The sequence below is a fragment of the Agromyces aerolatus genome (genome assembly GCF_031432255.1).
Classification (GTDB): Bacteria; Actinomycetota; Actinomycetes; order Actinomycetales; family Microbacteriaceae; genus Agromyces.
The window spans coordinates 33,882-49,336 of the sequence record NZ_JAVKGQ010000001.1; the positions used below are offsets into that span (position 1 = coordinate 33,882).

Consider the following 15,455-nt stretch of genomic DNA (forward strand, 5'->3'; position numbering starts at 1 on the left):
AAGGAGAAGCACAACCATGGCATCAGTCACGTTCGACAAGGCCACCCGCCTGTACCCCGGCGGCACCCGACCGGCCGTCGACCAGCTCGACCTCGAGATCGCCGACGGCGAGTTCCTCGTTCTCGTCGGCCCCTCCGGCTGTGGAAAGTCCACGTCGCTCCGCATGCTCGCGGGCCTCGAAGAGGTCAACGACGGCAACATCTTCATCGGCGACCGCAACGTCACCGACGTGCCGCCGAAGGACCGCGACATCGCCATGGTCTTCCAGAACTACGCGCTGTACCCGCACATGACGGTCGCCGAGAACATGGGCTTCGCGCTCAAGATCGCCGGCGTCAACAAGGACGAGCGCGCCGCGCGCGTGCTCGAGGCGGCGAAGCTCCTCGACCTCGAGCCCTACCTCAGCCGCAAGCCGAAGGCCCTCTCGGGTGGTCAGCGTCAGCGTGTGGCCATGGGTCGCGCCATCGTCCGGCAGCCGCAGGTGTTCCTCATGGACGAGCCGCTGTCGAACCTCGACGCGAAGCTCCGCGTGCAGACGCGTACGCAGATCGCATCGCTGCAGCGCCGCCTCGGCGTCACGACGGTCTACGTCACCCACGACCAGACCGAGGCGCTCACCATGGGCGACCGCATCGCGGTGCTGAAGGACGGCCTGCTGCAGCAGGTCGGCACGCCGCGTGACCTGTACGAGAAGCCGCAGAACGTGTTCGTCGCGGGCTTCATCGGCTCGCCGGCCATGAACCTGTTCCACGCCGACATCGCCGACGGCGGCATCAAGTTCGGCAACTCGGTCGTGCCGGTCGAGCGCGACGTGCTCGACCACGCGACGGGTTCGGCCGTCACGGTCGGCGTCCGCCCTGAAGACATCAACGTGTCGACGACGGCGAGCGAGGGCCTCGCGGTCACGGTCGACCTCGTCGAGGAGCTCGGCGCCGACGGCTACCTCTACGGCCACTCCGAGATCGAGGGCAAGCGCACCGACATCGTCGCGCGCGTCGACGGCCGCACGCACCCGTTCGCGGGCGACACCGTCTACCTGACCCCGACGCCGAACCACGTGCACGTGTTCGACGCCGAGTCGGGCGACCGCCTCGGTCACCGCGTCGTCACCGGCTGAGCGGGCGACCCCACGATCGGATGCCGGTCGGGCTTCGGCCCGGCCGGCATCGGTCTTTCCAGGGCGAGCGGATGCCTCGCCAGAACCGCTTCTCACCCGCGGCCCATTCCTCGCTCAGGAACGCGAACACGACGCGCGGAACCCTGAGCACCGACACGCCGAAGCGGCGACGCTCCTTCCTGAGCAAGGAAATCGGGCAGGACGCACGATGGGGCCGAGGTATCCGCCCGCCCGCGCAAGCCAGCCGGCCGGCCGGCCGAACCATGAATCCGGATACGCTGAACACGATGAGCGGCTCACTCTCGATCACGTCGGCCATGGCCGACCCCGCCCTGCTCGACCTGCCGTGGGACCTCCCACTCGAGGCCTGGCCGAGCGACACGATCGCGGCGCTGCCGAAGGGCATCTCCCGCCACCTGGTGCGCTTCGCGCACCTCGGCGGGCACGTCGTCGCGATCAAGGAGACGACGGCCGAGATGGCGCGCGGCGAGTACGAGATGCTGCGCCGGCTGCAGCGGCTCGAGATCCCGTGCGTCGAGCCGGTCGCGGTGATCACGAACCGCACCGACGCCGACGGGGACGAGCTGAAGCCCGTGCTCGTGACCCGGCATCTGCGCTTCTCGCTCCCCTACCGCGCGCTGTTCTCGCAGACGCTCCGCCCCGACACCGCGACACGCCTCGTCGACGCGCTCGCCGTGCTGCTCGTGCGCCTGCACATCGTCGGATTCTTCTGGGGTGACGTGTCGCTCTCGAACACCCTGTTCCGTCGCGACGCGGGCGCGTTCGCCGCGTATCTCGTCGACGCCGAAACCGGCAAGCTCTATCAGGGCGGGCTCTCGAACGGGCAGCGCGAGAACGACCTCGAGATCGCGCGCGTGAACATCGCCGGCGAGCTGCTCGACCTCGAGGCCGGCGGGCGCGTGGCCGATGAGCTCGACCCGGTGCGGATCTCGAACGGCATCGTCGACGCGTACCGCAAGCTGTGGGCGGAGCTCACCGAGACCGAGACGTTCCCCGGCGCCGAGCGCTGGCGCATCAATGAGCGCGTCCAGCGGCTCAACGACCTCGGGTTCGACATCGAGGAGCTCGCGATCAAGACGGATGCCTCGGGCACGACCGTGCGGATCCAGCCCAAGGTCGTGGACGCGGGACACCACCAACGGCGGCTCCTGCGGCTCACCGGTCTGGACGCCGGAGAGAACCAGGCCCGGCGTCTGCTCAACGACCTCGACTCGTACCGTGCCGCGTACGGCAAGGGCGATCTCGACGAGGAGATGGTCGCGCACGAATGGCTCATGCGCGTGTTCGAGCCCGTCGTGCGCGCCATCCCCATGGAGCTCCGGGGCAAGCTCGAGCCCGCCGAGGTGTTCCACCAGCTGCTCGAGCACCGCTGGTTCATGGCGCAGAAGGAGGGCCGGGACATTCCGCTCGCCGAAGCCGTGACGAGCTACGTCAACGAGGTGCTGAGGCACCGGCGCGACGAGGCCACGATGATCGACCCGCCGACCGGCGCGATCATGACCGCCATGCCGGTGATCGACACGGCAGCCATCCCCGTCGTCGATCCCGACGACGAGGGCGACTGGCGCGCCAAGGTCTGATCGTCGGTCGAGGAGCCACACTCATCGCCGGTCGAGGAGCGAAGCGTATCGAGACCCGGTGACCATATCTCGATACGCTTCGCGATCTCGATACGCTTCGCTACTCGATCAACGAGGGCGGGTCAGAACTCGACGACGCGGTTCTCGCCGATGTCGGGCTGCTCCTTGGTGAAGAACGCCTTCGTCGCCTTGGCGGCGGCCACGAGCCCGGTCTCGGTCTTCGCCCAGTACTCGGCGCTCTCGGGCAGCACCTCGAGCACGACGATCTCGGGATCCTCTCGTCCGCCCGGGAACCACGCTTCGGCGGACGGCCCCCAGAGCTCATCGATCGCGGCGGCGTTGTCCTCGATGAGACGAGCGTTCCCGGCGAGCGAGAGATACCCGGCCTTCGACGAGAGCGAGACGTTCACCCGCGGGTTCGCGCGGATCTCCTCGACCTTGGGGCTCGGGTCCTCGATCAGGAACCGGATGGTCCCGTCGAAGCGCTTCTGCAGCACCGCGAGCGGACGGGCGTGCAGACCGTCGGCTCCTTCAGTGGTCAGCATGGCCACGTCGGCGGAGGTGACGAGGTCGGCGATTCGGTCCAGTGCGTCTTTGTCCATGTCCTCGACGCTACGGATGTCTCGCCGCGAAGCCGACCCCTTGACACCCCCGTTGGTCGAGGAGTGAACGCCAGCGAGCGTCTCGAGACTTAGGCGTCCGATCTCGATACGCTGCGCTACTCGATCGGCGAAGCCTCCGCGCGGAGCTTCGCGATCTCGTACAGGGCGACCGAGGCCGCGATGCCGGCGTTCAGCGACTCGGTCGCCGAGCTGATCGGGATCGAGACGACGGCGTCGCACGTCTCGGTCACGAGGCGCGACAGACCCTTGCCCTCGGAGCCGACGACGATCACGATGGGCCGGTCGGCGAAGGACAGCCCGGGCAGGGCCGTGTCGCCGCCGCCGTCGAGGCCGAGCACGAACACACCGCGTTCCTTCAGCGCCTTCAGCGTCTGGGTGAGGTTCGACGCCATCGCGACGGGCACGCGCGCGGCGGCCCCCGCCGAGGTCTTCCACGCGCCCGCGTTGACGCCCACGGAGCGGCGCTGCGGCACGATGACGCCCTGACCGCCGAACGCGGCGGTCGAACGGATGATCGCGCCCAGGTTGCGCGGGTCGGTGACGCCGTCGAGCGCGATCAGGAGCGGGGTCCGGTCGTCGGCGAGGATCTCGTCGAGCAGTTCGATGGGGTGGGCGTACTCGTACGGCGGGACCTTCAACGCGAGACCCTGGTGCACCCCGCCCTCGCCCGCGAGCCGGTCGAGCTCGGGTCGCATGACCTCGAGGATCGGGATGCCGCGGTTGGTGGCGATCTTCATCGCCTCACGGACGCGGTCGTCCATCTCGACCCTGGTCGCGACGTACAGCGTCGTCGCGGGGATGCGGGTGCGCAGCGCCTCGACGACCGAGTTGCGCCCGGTCACGATCTCGGACTCGTCACCGGAACGCGAACGGGTCGCGGCACCGGATGCTCCGCGCGGAGCGCCCGAGCCACCGCGCGACGCACCGGGACGGCCCTTGCCGCCCGACGCCCTGTACCGCTCCTCGGCGGCCTTGCGCTTGCCGGCCGGGTGCCAGGCCCGGTCCTCGGCCTTCGGTGTCGGCCCCTTGCCCTCGAGCGACTTCCGCCCGTGGCCCCCGGTGCCGACCTGCTTGCCCTTGCTGCCCTTGCGCACCGCGCCGGGGCGGCCCTTGCCGCTGCTGCCCTTCATGAGGTGAGGCTCCAATGCGTTCCTGAAGACGAGTCTTCGATCGTGATGCCCGCGTCGGCGAGCTCGGCGCGGATCCGGTCCGCGGCCTGGTAGTCCTTCGCGGCGCGAGCCGCGTGGCGGTCTTCGATGCGACGTTCGACGAGCACGCCGAGCGCGGATGCCGCGGGGCCGGCGTCGGCCGTGGCCCAGTGCCGGTCGCGCGGGTCGATGCCGAGCACGCCGACCATCGCGACGACCTGTCCGTGCGCGGTCGCCGCCGCGTGCAGCTCTTCGTCGTCGAGCGCCTGATTGCCCGCGCGGACGGTGTCGTGCAGCACGGCGAGCGCCTGCGGCACGCTCAGGTCGTCGTCCATCGCGTCGGCGAACGCCTCGGGCACATCCGGGCTGCCGACCCCCGCGAAGCGCGTGCCGGCGAGGCGCCGCTCGACGCGCACGAGGAACGTGCGGAGGCGATCGATGACGGCCTCCGCCTCGGTGACCGACGCGGGGCTGTAGTCGAGCGTCGACCGGTAGTGCGCGGCACCGAGCAGGTAGCGGATCGCCAACGGCGACCCGAGCTCGAGCAGCTCGCCCGCGTACACCGAGTTGCCGAGCGACTTCGACATCTTCTGACCGCCGACGTTCACGAGCCCGTTGTGCACCCAGTACCGGGCGAACCCGTCGCCCGCCGCGGTCGTCTGCGCGAGCTCGTTCTCGTGATGCGGGAAGCGCAGGTCGAGCCCGCCGCCGTGGATATCGAACTCGGGGCCGAGGTAGCGCGCCGACATCGCCGAGCACTCGATGTGCCAGCCCGGACGGCCGTCGCCCCAGGGCGAGGCCCACGACGCCGACCCGGGCTCATCGGGCTTCGCACCCTTCCACAGGGCGAAGTCGCGCGGGTCGCGCTTGCCGCGGGGATCCGCGTCGGGTGCGGCCTCCATGTGGTCGCGGGACTGCCGCGTGAGCTCGCCGTAGGCCGGCCAGCTGCCCGTGTCGAAGTAGACGTCGCCCGAGGCATCCGTCGCCGCGTAGGCGTGCCCGCGTTCGATGAGCCGCGCGATGAGCGCCTGCATCTGGGAGATGCTCGCGGTGGCCCGCGGCTCGTAGGTGGGCGGCAGGATGCCGAGCGCCTGGTAGCCGGCCGTGAACTCGAGCTCGACGCGGTACGCGAGCGCCCACCACTCCTCGCCCGTGACCGCGGCGAGGATCTTGTCGTCGATGTCGGTGACGTTCCGGATGAACGTGACGTCGAACCCTCGGAAGCTCAGCCAGCGGCGGAGCACGTCGTAGACGAGCGCGCTGCGGAGGTGGCCGATGTGCGGGCTCGACTGCACGGTCGGCCCGCAGACGTACATGCCGACATGCCCCTCGCGGAGGGGCACGAAGTCACGCAGCGCCTGAGCCTTGGTGTCGTACAGTCGGAGCGTCACCCGTCAAGCCTACCGGCGTGGAAGGTGCGTCCCCGTTGGTCGAGGAGCGCCCGACGCGCTCAGCCGGCCACGACCACCGCCGTCGCGATCGCCGCGATGCCCTCGCCGCGACCCGTGAACCCGAGCGCGTCGGTCGTGGTCGCCGAGACGCTCACGGGCGCGCCGAGCGCGCCGCTCAGCACCGCCTCGGCCTCGGCGCGGCGCGGCGCCAGCTTCGGCCGGTTGCCGATGACCTGCACACTCACATTCCCGATCCGGTATCCGGCCTGCTCGACGAGCTCGCGCGCGCGGCCGAGCAGCACGGGTCCGTGTGCGCCCGCGAGTGCCGGATCGTCGGTGCCGAAGACCGCGCCGAGGTCTCCGAGCCCTGCGGCGGCGAGCACCGCGTCGACGATCGCGTGGCTCGCCGCGTCGCCGTCGCTGTGACCCGCGAGACCGCGCTCACCCGGCCACTCGAGGCCCGCGACCCACAGTGCCGCGCCCGGGTCGTCGCTGAACGCGTGCACGTCGACCCCCGTGCCCACCCGGGAGACGGATGGCGGTGCGCCGGTGCTCGCCCCGGCGGCTGCGCGAGGCGACTCGCGGGCCAGCCGCTCGTGCGCGAGCTGCTCGGCGCGGTGCAGGTCGGCGGGCACCGTGACCTTGAACGCGCGCGCATCGCCGGGAACCACGTCGACGGGAAGGCCGATGGAGGCCACGAGCGCGGCGTCGTCGGTGAACTCGGAGCCGGCACTGGCGTACGCCCGGTCGAGCGCTTCGCGCGGGAATCCCTGCGGCGTCTGCACGGCCGCGAGCGTGGAGCGGTCGACCGTGTCGATCACGCGGTGCGACGAGTCGACGCGCTTGATCGTGTCGACCACGTCGAGCGCGGGGATCACGCCGTGCCCGCGCGACCGGACCGCCTGCACGACCTCGTCGAAGACGAGCGACGGGGTCAGCGGCCGGGCCGCGTCGTGCACGAGCACGGTGTCGACGAGGCGGGGCAGCAGGGCGAGGCCCCGCGCCACCGAGTCTTGGCGGCTCACGCCGCCCTCGACGACGTCGAGCGGGGCGCCCGCGGCGTCGGCGGCCGGTGCGATCGCGGCGCGGGCCGACTCGACGCGCCCCTCGGGGACGACGAGCACGAGGTGCGGCGTCTCGTGCATGCCGAGTGCGGCATCCACCGCGAACTCGAGCATGGTGCGACCCGCGAGCGGCACGAACGCCTTCGGCTCGGAGTGGGCCAGGCGCGTGCCGCTGCCGGCGGCGACCACGATGACGGCGATGGTCGATGCACTCACACTGCGAGCCTATGCCCGATCGCTCGCAGGGTCTCGATACGCTCGCTGGCGCTCGCTACTCGACCTGCGAAAGGGCCGCCGCCCTCACGCCTCGACCAACGAGGGCTCGCTGGTCGAGTAGCGCCCGACGAAGGAGGACGCGTGCCGAGACCTAGGAGGCCAGGACCTCGTCGAGCACGACCGAGGCCTGCTCTTCGTCGGTCTTCTCAGCAAGCGCGAGCTCGGAGATCAGGATCTGGCGCGCCTTCGCGAGCATGCGCTTCTCGCCCGCGGAGAGCCCGCGGTCCTGGTCGCGACGCCACAGGTCGCGCACGACCTCCGACACCTTGATGACATCGCCCGAGGCGAGCTTCTCGAGGTTCGCCTTGTAGCGGCGGGACCAGTTGGTGGGCTCTTCGGTGAACGGTGCGCGCAGCACCTCGAAGACGCGGTCGAGACCCTCCTTGCCGATCACGTCGCGAACGCCGACGAGGTCGACGTTCTCGGCCGGGACCTCGATGACGAGGTCGCCCTGGGTGACGTTCAGCTTGAGGTACAGCTTCTCCTCACCCTTGATGACGCGTTTCTTGACTTCGACGATCGTTGCGGCGCCGTGGTGGGGGTAAACGACGGTCTCGCCAACCTCAAAAAGCATGAATCGGTGTCCTTTCGGCAACTTTCAGGATATCACACCAGGTTCCTGCTAAGGTTCGGCCTCCGGATCCGGCCACCGCCGTAGGCTATGCTCGACACGATCCCGCGCGCCATGGCTCTTCCGAGCGCGCGCACTCGCACTTGGAGGTTCTGTGAAGGCGCGTCTCGCGGCATCTGCCGCCCTGGCCCTCGGTATCGTCGTCGGCGCGAGCGGCTGCTCGATGATCACGTACCAGGCGACCACCGAGGTCTACGACCCGAGTGACGGCCTCGCGGCGAACGTGGGCGAGCTCGACCTTCGCAACATCCTCGTCGTCATGGAAGACGGCGGCGACGACGGCAACCTCGTCTTCACCGTGGCCAACTCGGGCGACGACGCCGAGCTCACGGCCGAGCCCGCGAGCGGCGACCCGGTCACGCTCGAGGTCGGTGCGAACGAGCAGGTCGTGCTCGGCGGCTCAGGCGAGGAGCCGCTCCTGCTGGTCGGCATCGACGCGACGCCGGGCGGCATGCTCGACATCTACTTCCACGCCGACGGCGCCGAGGGCGTCGAGATCAGCGTGCCCGTGCTCGACGGCCGCCTGCCCGAGTACCGCGACCTCGTTCCCTGAGTCATCGCCGGTCGAGTAGCGAGCGCCAGCGAGCGTATCGAGACCCGGCGAGTGATCTCGCTACGCTCCGCGACTCGACCGCCTGACGGTTACGCCTCGAAGCGGTACCCGAGCCCGCGCACGGTGACCAGCTGCACCGGGTCGGACGGCGTGCGCTCGATCTTCGAGCGGATGCGCTTGATGTGCACGTCGAGCGTCTTGGTGTCGCCGAAGTAGTCAGAGCCCCACACGCGATCGATGAGCTGGCCACGCGTGAGCACTCGGCCCGGATTGCGCATCAGCAGCTCGAGCAGCTCGAATTCCTTCAGCGGCATCTGCACCGCCGCGCCGTCGACCTCGACCGCGTGCCGGTCGACGTCCATGCGCACGCGCCCGCCCTCGAGCACGGCCTCGTCGTAGTCGAGCGCCTCCACCCGACGACGCAGCACGGCCCGGATGCGGGCGAGCAGCTCACGCGTCGAGTACGGCTTCGTGACGTAGTCGTCGGCGCCCAGCTCGAGCCCGACCACGATGTCCACCTCGGAGTCCTTCGCGGTGAGCATGATGATCGGCACGCTCGAACGCGTCCGGATCTCCCGGCACACCTCGGTGCCGGGGATGCCGGGCAGCATGAGGTCGAGCAGCACGAGGTCGGCGCCATCGCGGTCGAACGCCGCGACGGCCTCGCGGCCGTCGGCCGCGACCTCGACCTCGTAGCCCTCACGCTCGAGCAGGAAGGCGAGCGGTTCGCTCAGCGCGGTCTCGTCTTCGACGAGCAGGATGCGGGTGGTGCTCACTCGGATGCTCCTCCGGTCGGAACGGCCGTTGCGGCCTGGGGGTCGGTTGGGGGGACGGATGTCTCGCCTGCGGCGCCGGCCTCGTTCGCCTGCTCGATCGCCTCGCCCTGCTCGGCGATCGGAAGCCTGATCGTGAACGTCGCGCCGTGCCCGAGTCGAGACCACACGCGGACGTCGCCGCCGAGGTTCTGCACGGTGTGCTTGACGATGCTGAGCCCGAGCCCGCTGCCCCCGGTGTTGCGGGAGCGGGCCTGGTCGACACGGTAGAACCGCTCGAAGACGCGGTCGAGGTCCTCCTCGGCGAGGCCGATGCCCTGATCGGTCACGGCGATCTCGACGATGCCGCCCTCCGCGCGGACGCCGACGCCCACCCGTCCGCCGTCGTTCGAGTACGCGATCGCATTGGCGATCAGGTTGTCGACGGCGACGGTCAGCAGCGCCCGGTCGCCCCAGACCTTCGCGCGGCTCTTCGCCTTGATCGCGACCTCGATGTGCTTGGCACCGGCGACCACGCGATTGTGCTCGACCGCAGCCCGGCAGACCTCGTCCACATCGACGAGCTCATCGGGACGCAGCGCGTCGTGCGCCTGGAGCCGGGACAGCTCGATCACCTCTTTGGTGATGTGACCGAGCCTGGCCGACTCGACGCTCAGCCGGTTCGCGAAGCGCCGCACCTGCTCCGGCTCATCGGCGGCGAGGTCGATTGCCTCCGAGAGGAGGCTGACGGACGCGATCGGCGTCTTGAGCTCGTGGCTGATGTTCGCGACGAAGTCGCGGCGCACCTCGTCGAGCCGGTACGCCTCGGTGCGGTCGTCGGCGAGCATGAGGACGAACCTCGTGCCGAGCCGGGCGACCCGCACGTGCAGCCGTAGCTGCGCCGCACCCGAGAAGCCTCGCGCGAGCACGATCTCCGCGTCGACGCGTTCGCCCGTGCGTCGCACGTTCCCGGCGAGCTGGATGAGCTCGTCGTGCACGAGACTCTGCCCGCGGACCAGTCCCATGGCGAGCGCACCGGGCGAGGCGCGCAGCACGTTGTTCGAGGGATCGAGCACGACCCCGGCCGACTCGAGCACGTCGAGCACCTGATCGACGCCGTCCGGGACGGTGGGTGCGACGACGCGTGCTGCCGCGCTCCCGCGGCGTTCGGCCATGTGCAGCACGACCATGAACGCGGCGCCGAGAAAGACGCCGAAGGCCAGCGCGGCGAGCACCAGCCAGGTGGACTCCATGGGGTCAACGATAACGATGCATGAAGCCTGTCCGAGCCACGAGGTCGCCGTACGGCGGTACGTTAGGAAGTGTTCAGGTTCGCGGCACCTGTTGTTCACCCGCCGCCGAGAGGATTGGCGGGCCGGACCGAACCGGCGTGCCCGCGCGCAGCGTGCGGGCCTACGAGATCAAGGGATTCGTTTCATGCGTGAGGTGTTCCAGCAGGAACTGCGAGAGGTCCAAGACGGCCTCGTCGAGATCGCCGGCCTGGTCGCCGACTCCATCGAGAAGGCGACACGGGCGTTCAACGAGTCCGACGTGAGCCTCGCGGAAGAGGTCATCGCCGAGGACCCGCGCATCGACCAGGCGACGGTCGCGCTCGACGAGCTCGCGATCACGATCCTCGCCCGCCAGCAGCCGGTCGCGCGCGACCTGCGCATCGTAGTGAGCGCGCTGCGCATCAGCGCGTCGCTCGAGCGCATGGGCGACATGTCGACGCACATCGCACAGCTGTCGCGGTACCGCTTCCCCGACAAGGTCGTGCCGAAGTCGCTGCGCAGCACGTTCGCCGAGATGGGCCGCCTCGACGTCGAGATCGCCCGCAAGCTCGCGCGACTGCTCGACAACGAGGACGTGAACCTCGCGGAGGAGATCCGCAACGACGACGACAAGATCGACGCGCTGCACCTCAGCGTGTTCGACAAGGTGCTCGGCGAGACCTGGAAGGGCGAGGCCGTCGACACCGTCGACGCGACGCTCGCGAGCCGCTACCACGAGCGCTTCGCCGACCACGCGGTCTCGATCGCGAAGAAGGTCCAGTACCTCGCCACCGGCGACTGGGTGCCCGAGCCCGTCAGCTGACGCACCTCGCGTGCCCGCTGGTCGAGTAGCGGAGCGTATCGAGACCCGGTGACCGGTCCTCGGGATCGGGTCACCGGGTCTCGATACGCTCGCTGGCGCGTAGCTCACTCGACCAGCGCGGGGGTTACTTCTTGCCCTGCGCGGCGACCGCGGCGGCACCGGCGGCTGCGGCCTCGGGGTCGAGGTACTCGCCGGGCTTGGTCGGCATGAAGTCGTCGTCGAGCTCGTAGACGAGCGGGATGCCGGTCGGGATGTTGAGCTCGGCGATGTCGTCGTCGCTGATGCCCTCGAGGTGCTTGACGAGCGCGCGCAGCGAGTTGCCGTGCGCGGTCACGAGGACGGTCTTCCCGGCCGCGAGGTCGGGGATGATGTCGCTCTCCCAGTACGGGAGCATGCGCGCGATGACGTCCTTCAGGCACTCGGTGCGGGGCAGCTCGCCGTCGGCGAGATCGGCGTAGCGCGGGTCGCCGGCCTGCGAGAACTCGGAGTCGTCCTCGAGCGGCGGCGGCGGCACGTCGAACGAGCGCCGCCAGAGCTGGAACTGCTCGGGCCCGTACTTCTCGAGCGTCTCGGCCTTGTCGAGCCCCTGCAGAGCACCGTAGTGGCGCTCGTTGAGGCGCCACGACCGGCGCACGTCGATCCAGAGCCGGTCGGCCTCCTCGAGGGCGATGTCGGCGGTCTGGATGGCCCGGGTCAGCACCGACGTGTGCAGCACGTCGGGCAGGACCTGCTTCTCGACGAGCAGCTCGCCCGCGCGCTTGGCCTCACCGCGGCCGAGCTCGGAGAGCCGCACGTCGACCCAACCGGTGAACAGGTTCTTCTGGTTCCATTCGCTGTTGCCATGGCGGAGCAGGACGAGGGTATGAGGCATGCGTCCAGCCTATGGCCTGCCAGACTTGGGCCATGCCCGTCGGTTCCCTCACGCGCGGCACGACGAACACGAACCGCCTGCGCCGCGTCGACCGGTGGATCGCCGCGCACCCCGTGCTGCGGCGCGCCGACGACCCGCTGGTCGTGGACCTCGGCTACGGCGCGAGCGGGGTGACCGCGTTCGAGCTCGCCTCGCGGCTCGGGCGCACTCGGCCCGAGGTCGAGGTCCTCGGCCTCGAGATCGATCCCGGCCGCGTCCGCACGGCCCGCGAGCAGCTTGCCGCGGTGCGCGCGGGCACGACGCCCTTCGCGCGGGACCTGAAGGTGTCGTTCGGGGTCGGCGGCTTCGAGGTGCCCGTCGCGGCCGGCCGCCGCCCCGCGATGATCCGGGCGTTCAACGTGCTGCGGCAGTACGACGAGGCATCCGTCACCGAGGCGTGGTCGCGCCTGCGCGACCGGCTCGCACCCGGCGGGCTCGTCGTCGAGGGCACCTGCGACGAGCTCGGGCGCATCTCGAGCTGGGTGGGGCTCGAGGCATCCGGGCCGGTGACCTTCTCGATCAGCCTGCGCCTGCGCGACCTCGACGCGCCGTCGATCGTGGCCGAACGCCTGCCGAAGGCGCTCATCCACAGGAACGTCCCGGGCGAGCGCGTCCACACGTTCCTCACCGAGCTCGACCGCGCGTGGCGCGTGCACGCGCCGCTCTCGGTCTACGGCCCAGGTCAGCGTTTCATCCGCGTCGCTGAGACGCTCAAGGCCGACGGATGGCCCGTGCAGGGCGGCGTCCGCCGCTGGCGTCTCGGCGAGCTCACGCTCGACTGGTCCGCCGTCGCCCCGCGACCGTCGGTCGAGTAGCGCCCGACGAAGGAGGACGTCTCCGCTGGTCGAGTAGCGCCCGACGAAGGAGGACGCGTATCGAGACCACCACACTCGAGACCGAGTCGCCAGGTCTCGATACGCGTCGCCACTGCGTGTCGGCGCTACTCGACCAGCGAGCTTCCCGACGCGGACTATGGGCGGTGCACGCCGAGCCGCGGGAGGCGCGGGACGTCGACCGCAGAGGCGGCGTCGGCCGGGACGATCTCGACCTGTGCCGCCGCGACGTCGATGCCGTGGCTCTCGACGATGAGCGGCAGGTCGGCGGGGACCGCTCGCTTCACCACGGCGAGCGCGATCGGCCCGAGCTCGTGGTGCATCGCGCTCGCGGTGATGCGGCCCACCTGCCGACGCTCGGGCGCCTCGCCCTCAACCGGCTCGGGGCGCACCTTCTCACCGATCACGACCTCGCCGGGCGCCGGCAGCACGGTGTCGCTGCCGTCGAGGTGCAGCAGCACGAGCCGTCGCGGCGGCCGGCCGAGGTTCAGCACCTTGGCGACGGTCTCCTGGCCCTTGTAGCACCCCTTCCCGAGGTCGACGGCGCTGCGCAGCCAGTCGAGCTCGTGCGGGATGGCCTTCTCGTCGACCTCGGTCGCCTGACGCGGGCGCCAGGCCGCGATGCGCAGCGCCTCGGCCGCGAGCGCGCCCGCAGCCTCGACGCGCCCGGCGGAGACCGAGGCGGCCGCGTCGTCGAGTGCCGCGCGCGCGACGATCCGCTCGACCCAGCGCCAGTCGGCGGCCGGATGCCCCGCCTCACGCGCGTACTGGTGGCCGGCAGCCGTGCTCCAGGGGTCGACCCAGTCGAGTGCGACGCCGTTCGGCGCCGCGGCGGGCGCGGCGAGGTCGAGGGGTTCAGTGCCCATGGCGCCGAGCACGGCCCAGTCCGCGCTCACGTCGGCGACCTCGACGCGGAGCATGAACCGCATGCGGTCGAGGAACGCGGCGAGCGGCGAGGCATCCGGCCCTTCGACGACGAGCCACGTGGTCGTGCCGTCGTCGACGACGTGTGCGACGTGCTCGATGTGGCCATTGGCGTCGAGGAGGAGCGCCTCCGCGCTCTCGCCCGGCGCGAGCCGCGCGAGCGCCTGGCTCGCCATCGAGTGCAGCCAGGTGAGCCGGTCGGGACCCGTCACGGTCACGACGCCGCGGTTCGACGCATCGACGACGGCGCGGCCGGACTCGAGCCGGCGCTGTTCGACGTTGGGGTTCCCGTAGTGCGCGGGCACGCCCGCGTCGGCGCCCTCACCGGGCACGGCACCCGGCAGGGAGAGGAACGGCGACGGGCTCATCAGTCGGCCTTCGCCAGTCGTGCCGATGCGTGCGTGCGCAGGTCCTGCCCGAGCGCGGCGATGTCCCAGGCCCAGAGCAGATGCCCCTCGACGAGCCCGTACAGCCGGGTCGCGGCGGCGTAGTCCTTCGCGCCGCTCGTGCGCATGACGGCGTCCGTCGCGAGGTCGATGCGCGGACCCTTGACCTGACCGAGATAGAGCTCGCTCACGCCGCCCGGGTGCACGATCTGCACCTCGAGGTCGAAGCCGCCGTCGGCGTTCCTGAGCTGCTCCACGTCGTCGGCGCTGGAGTACGTGGGGTCGCCCACCGGGGGGAGCATCGCCGGCCCGGGGTCGCCCTCGCCGAGCGGCCTGGCCAGACGCCAGTAGCCGGTCTCGGTCGTCAGCGGCCGCGGGTCACCACCGGGCTCGGCGGGGAACAGCCAGGTGTACGAGGTGTAGTTCAGGTGCGGGAGTCCGTCATGGCTGAACGAGACGCGCTGGCCGAACTCCTGCGTGACCGACTCCTCGCCGATCTTGTAGTCGATGACGCCCGAGCCCTCCCAGACCCCGAGGAGCCAGGACAGCGGCACGAGCTCGGCCGGAAGGCCGACGGGCAGCTCGATCATCGCCACGCCCTCATCAACGCCTAGCGCTGCCCCTTGAACAGCTTGTAGACGACGACGCCGCTGATCCAGGCGATCGCGAGGCTCGCGAGCCCGAGCAGGCCGATGAAGAACAGTTCGAGTGCGAGCAGCTCTGACATGTGTGCGAGTCTACCCCGGCGCGGGCACGCGGCCGCGCGCCCTGTCCGGCGCCGGCCGGCGCCGCGAGGCGCTAGGACAGCGGGGCGAGCAGGAGTGCCGCGACTCCGACGATGACGGCGGCGCCACCGACCGAGGCGCCCGCGCGCGTCACGAAGCCGTCGGGGCGGCGGGTCGCGAGCTGGGCGACGAGCGTCGCGAGCACCGCGACGGCGAAGACGACGCCGAGTGCTCCGAACCGGCCGAGGGCCGAGTCATCCGTGACCCACGCGTCACCGGCGAGCGCCCCGGCGACGACCGCGATCGAGCCGGCGAGCGCGATCACCCAGGCCGCGCCGACCGCGACGCCGGACATCGTGGACGAGCTCGTCTCCATCACTCCCCTGTTCCGTGCACGGCCGGCCGCGCGTGAAGCGTGCCGTTCACC

16 protein-coding genes are annotated in these 15,455 nt (G+C 70.8%); 5 read left to right on the forward strand and 11 right to left on the reverse strand.

Annotated elements, in window-relative coordinates; translation table 11 throughout:
* The first annotated feature begins 16 nt into the window (after nt 1–16).
* Both RH864_RS00135 and RH864_RS00140 read left to right on the forward strand, forming a co-directional pair.
* Nucleotides 17–1,117 carry an ABC transporter ATP-binding protein gene (locus RH864_RS00135; RefSeq protein WP_310515482.1) on the forward strand — a complete coding sequence of 367 codons (1,101 nt, stop codon included), beginning with the start codon at nt 17–19 and terminating at the stop codon, nt 1,115–1,117.
* Nucleotides 1,118–1,404: 287 nt separating this feature from the next.
* Nucleotides 1,405–2,718, forward strand: coding sequence for a DUF4032 domain-containing protein (locus tag RH864_RS00140; RefSeq protein ID WP_310515483.1), 1,314 nt, complete (start codon nt 1,405–1,407; stop codon nt 2,716–2,718).
* A gap of 122 nt (nt 2,719–2,840) precedes the next feature.
* On the opposite strand, the gene RH864_RS00145 is transcribed toward RH864_RS00140, so the two are convergent.
* From RH864_RS00145 to RH864_RS00165, 5 genes are all read right to left on the reverse strand, one after another.
* A complete protein-coding gene (locus RH864_RS00145; RefSeq protein WP_310515484.1) occupies nt 2,841–3,320 on the reverse strand; it encodes a pyridoxamine 5'-phosphate oxidase family protein in 480 nt (159 codons plus the stop codon).
* Nucleotides 3,321–3,436: 116 nt separating this feature from the next.
* Complete coding sequence (rlmB, locus tag RH864_RS00150) at nt 3,437–4,471, reverse strand: 23S rRNA (guanosine(2251)-2'-O)-methyltransferase RlmB (RefSeq protein WP_310515485.1); 1,035 nt, start codon at nt 4,469–4,471, stop codon at nt 3,437–3,439.
* Nucleotides 4,468–5,880, reverse strand: coding sequence for a cysteine--tRNA ligase (gene cysS, locus RH864_RS00155; protein WP_310515486.1), 1,413 nt, complete (start codon nt 5,878–5,880; stop codon nt 4,468–4,470). The genes rlmB and cysS overlap by 4 nt, the downstream gene beginning before the upstream one ends.
* Before the next feature lie 59 nt (nt 5,881–5,939).
* The gene (gene ispD / locus RH864_RS00160) at nt 5,940–7,160 is read right to left on the reverse strand and encodes a 2-C-methyl-D-erythritol 4-phosphate cytidylyltransferase (protein ID WP_310515487.1); all 1,221 of its coding nucleotides are present in this window, start codon (nt 7,158–7,160) and stop codon (nt 5,940–5,942) included.
* Nucleotides 7,161–7,311: 151 nt separating this feature from the next.
* Nucleotides 7,312–7,794, reverse strand: a complete 483-nt coding sequence (locus tag RH864_RS00165) for a CarD family transcriptional regulator (protein ID WP_127794095.1) — start codon at nt 7,792–7,794, stop codon at nt 7,312–7,314.
* Nucleotides 7,795–7,945: 151 nt separating this feature from the next.
* Between RH864_RS00165 and RH864_RS00170 the strand changes: the two genes are divergently transcribed.
* Nucleotides 7,946–8,404 (forward strand): DNA modification methylase, encoded by a 459-nt coding sequence (locus RH864_RS00170; RefSeq protein WP_310515488.1) that lies wholly within the window; start codon nt 7,946–7,948, stop codon nt 8,402–8,404.
* 89 nt (nt 8,405–8,493) lie between these two features.
* On the opposite strand, the gene RH864_RS00175 is transcribed toward RH864_RS00170, so the two are convergent.
* Together RH864_RS00175 and RH864_RS00180 are read right to left on the reverse strand one after the other, a co-directional pair.
* Nucleotides 8,494–9,180 carry a response regulator transcription factor gene (locus RH864_RS00175; protein ID WP_310515489.1) on the reverse strand — a complete coding sequence of 229 codons (687 nt, stop codon included), beginning with the start codon at nt 9,178–9,180 and terminating at the stop codon, nt 8,494–8,496.
* A complete protein-coding gene (locus RH864_RS00180) occupies nt 9,177–10,409 on the reverse strand; it encodes a sensor histidine kinase (RefSeq protein ID WP_310515490.1) in 1,233 nt (410 codons plus the stop codon). The genes RH864_RS00175 and RH864_RS00180 overlap by 4 nt, the downstream gene beginning before the upstream one ends.
* Before the next feature lie 184 nt (nt 10,410–10,593).
* Between RH864_RS00180 and phoU the strand changes: the two genes are divergently transcribed.
* A complete protein-coding gene (gene phoU, locus RH864_RS00185; protein WP_310515491.1) occupies nt 10,594–11,250 on the forward strand; it encodes a phosphate signaling complex protein PhoU in 657 nt (218 codons plus the stop codon).
* Nucleotides 11,251–11,374: 124 nt separating this feature from the next.
* Here phoU and RH864_RS00190 read toward each other — a convergent pair whose 3' ends face one another.
* Nucleotides 11,375–12,121 (reverse strand): phosphoglyceromutase, encoded by a 747-nt coding sequence (locus RH864_RS00190; RefSeq protein ID WP_310515492.1) that lies wholly within the window; start codon nt 12,119–12,121, stop codon nt 11,375–11,377.
* 32 nt (nt 12,122–12,153) lie between these two features.
* Between RH864_RS00190 and RH864_RS00195 the strand changes: the two genes are divergently transcribed.
* On the forward strand, nt 12,154–12,975 hold the full coding sequence (locus tag RH864_RS00195; RefSeq protein ID WP_310515493.1) for a class I SAM-dependent methyltransferase: 822 nt from the start codon (nt 12,154–12,156) through the stop codon (nt 12,973–12,975).
* 155 nt (nt 12,976–13,130) lie between these two features.
* Here RH864_RS00195 and ygfZ read toward each other — a convergent pair whose 3' ends face one another.
* From ygfZ to RH864_RS00210, 3 genes are all read right to left on the reverse strand, one after another.
* Entirely contained in the window at nt 13,131–14,285 is a 1,155-nt protein-coding gene (ygfZ, locus tag RH864_RS00200) for a CAF17-like 4Fe-4S cluster assembly/insertion protein YgfZ (protein ID WP_310515494.1), read from the reverse strand.
* Nucleotides 14,285–14,893, reverse strand: a complete 609-nt coding sequence (locus tag RH864_RS00205) for a nitrobindin family protein (protein WP_310515495.1) — start codon at nt 14,891–14,893, stop codon at nt 14,285–14,287. The genes ygfZ and RH864_RS00205 overlap by 1 nt, the downstream gene beginning before the upstream one ends.
* A 208-nt stretch (nt 14,894–15,101) precedes the next feature.
* Nucleotides 15,102–15,407: a hypothetical protein gene (locus tag RH864_RS00210; RefSeq protein WP_310515496.1), complete on the reverse strand. Its 306-nt coding sequence runs from the start codon at nt 15,405–15,407 to the stop codon at nt 15,102–15,104.
* Nucleotides 15,408–15,455 lie beyond the last annotated feature (48 nt).

What these genes read in the sequence shown, in the direction of transcription:
- RH864_RS00135 (WP_310515482.1), top strand. Translation starts at nt 17, where the DNA reads ATGGCATCAGTCACGTTCGACAAGGCCACCCGCCTGTACCCCGGCGGC.
- RH864_RS00140 (WP_310515483.1), top strand. Translation starts at nt 1,405, where the DNA reads ATGAGCGGCTCACTCTCGATCACGTCGGCCATGGCCGACCCCGCCCTG.
- RH864_RS00145 (WP_310515484.1), bottom strand. Translation starts at nt 3,320, where the DNA reads ATGGACAAAGACGCACTGGACCGAATCGCCGACCTCGTCACCTCCGCC.
- rlmB (WP_310515485.1), bottom strand. Translation starts at nt 4,471, where the DNA reads ATGAAGGGCAGCAGCGGCAAGGGCCGCCCCGGCGCGGTGCGCAAGGGC.
- RH864_RS00165 (WP_127794095.1), bottom strand. Translation starts at nt 7,794, where the DNA reads ATGCTTTTTGAGGTTGGCGAGACCGTCGTTTACCCCCACCACGGCGCC.
- RH864_RS00180 (WP_310515490.1), bottom strand. Translation starts at nt 10,409, where the DNA reads ATGGAGTCCACCTGGCTGGTGCTCGCCGCGCTGGCCTTCGGCGTCTTT.
- phoU (WP_310515491.1), top strand. Translation starts at nt 10,594, where the DNA reads ATGCGTGAGGTGTTCCAGCAGGAACTGCGAGAGGTCCAAGACGGCCTC.
- RH864_RS00190 (WP_310515492.1), bottom strand. Translation starts at nt 12,121, where the DNA reads ATGCCTCATACCCTCGTCCTGCTCCGCCATGGCAACAGCGAATGGAAC.
- RH864_RS00195 (WP_310515493.1), top strand. Translation starts at nt 12,154, where the DNA reads ATGCCCGTCGGTTCCCTCACGCGCGGCACGACGAACACGAACCGCCTG.
- ygfZ (WP_310515494.1), bottom strand. Translation starts at nt 14,285, where the DNA reads ATGAGCCCGTCGCCGTTCCTCTCCCTGCCGGGTGCCGTGCCCGGTGAG.
- RH864_RS00205 (WP_310515495.1), bottom strand. Translation starts at nt 14,893, where the DNA reads ATGATCGAGCTGCCCGTCGGCCTTCCGGCCGAGCTCGTGCCGCTGTCC.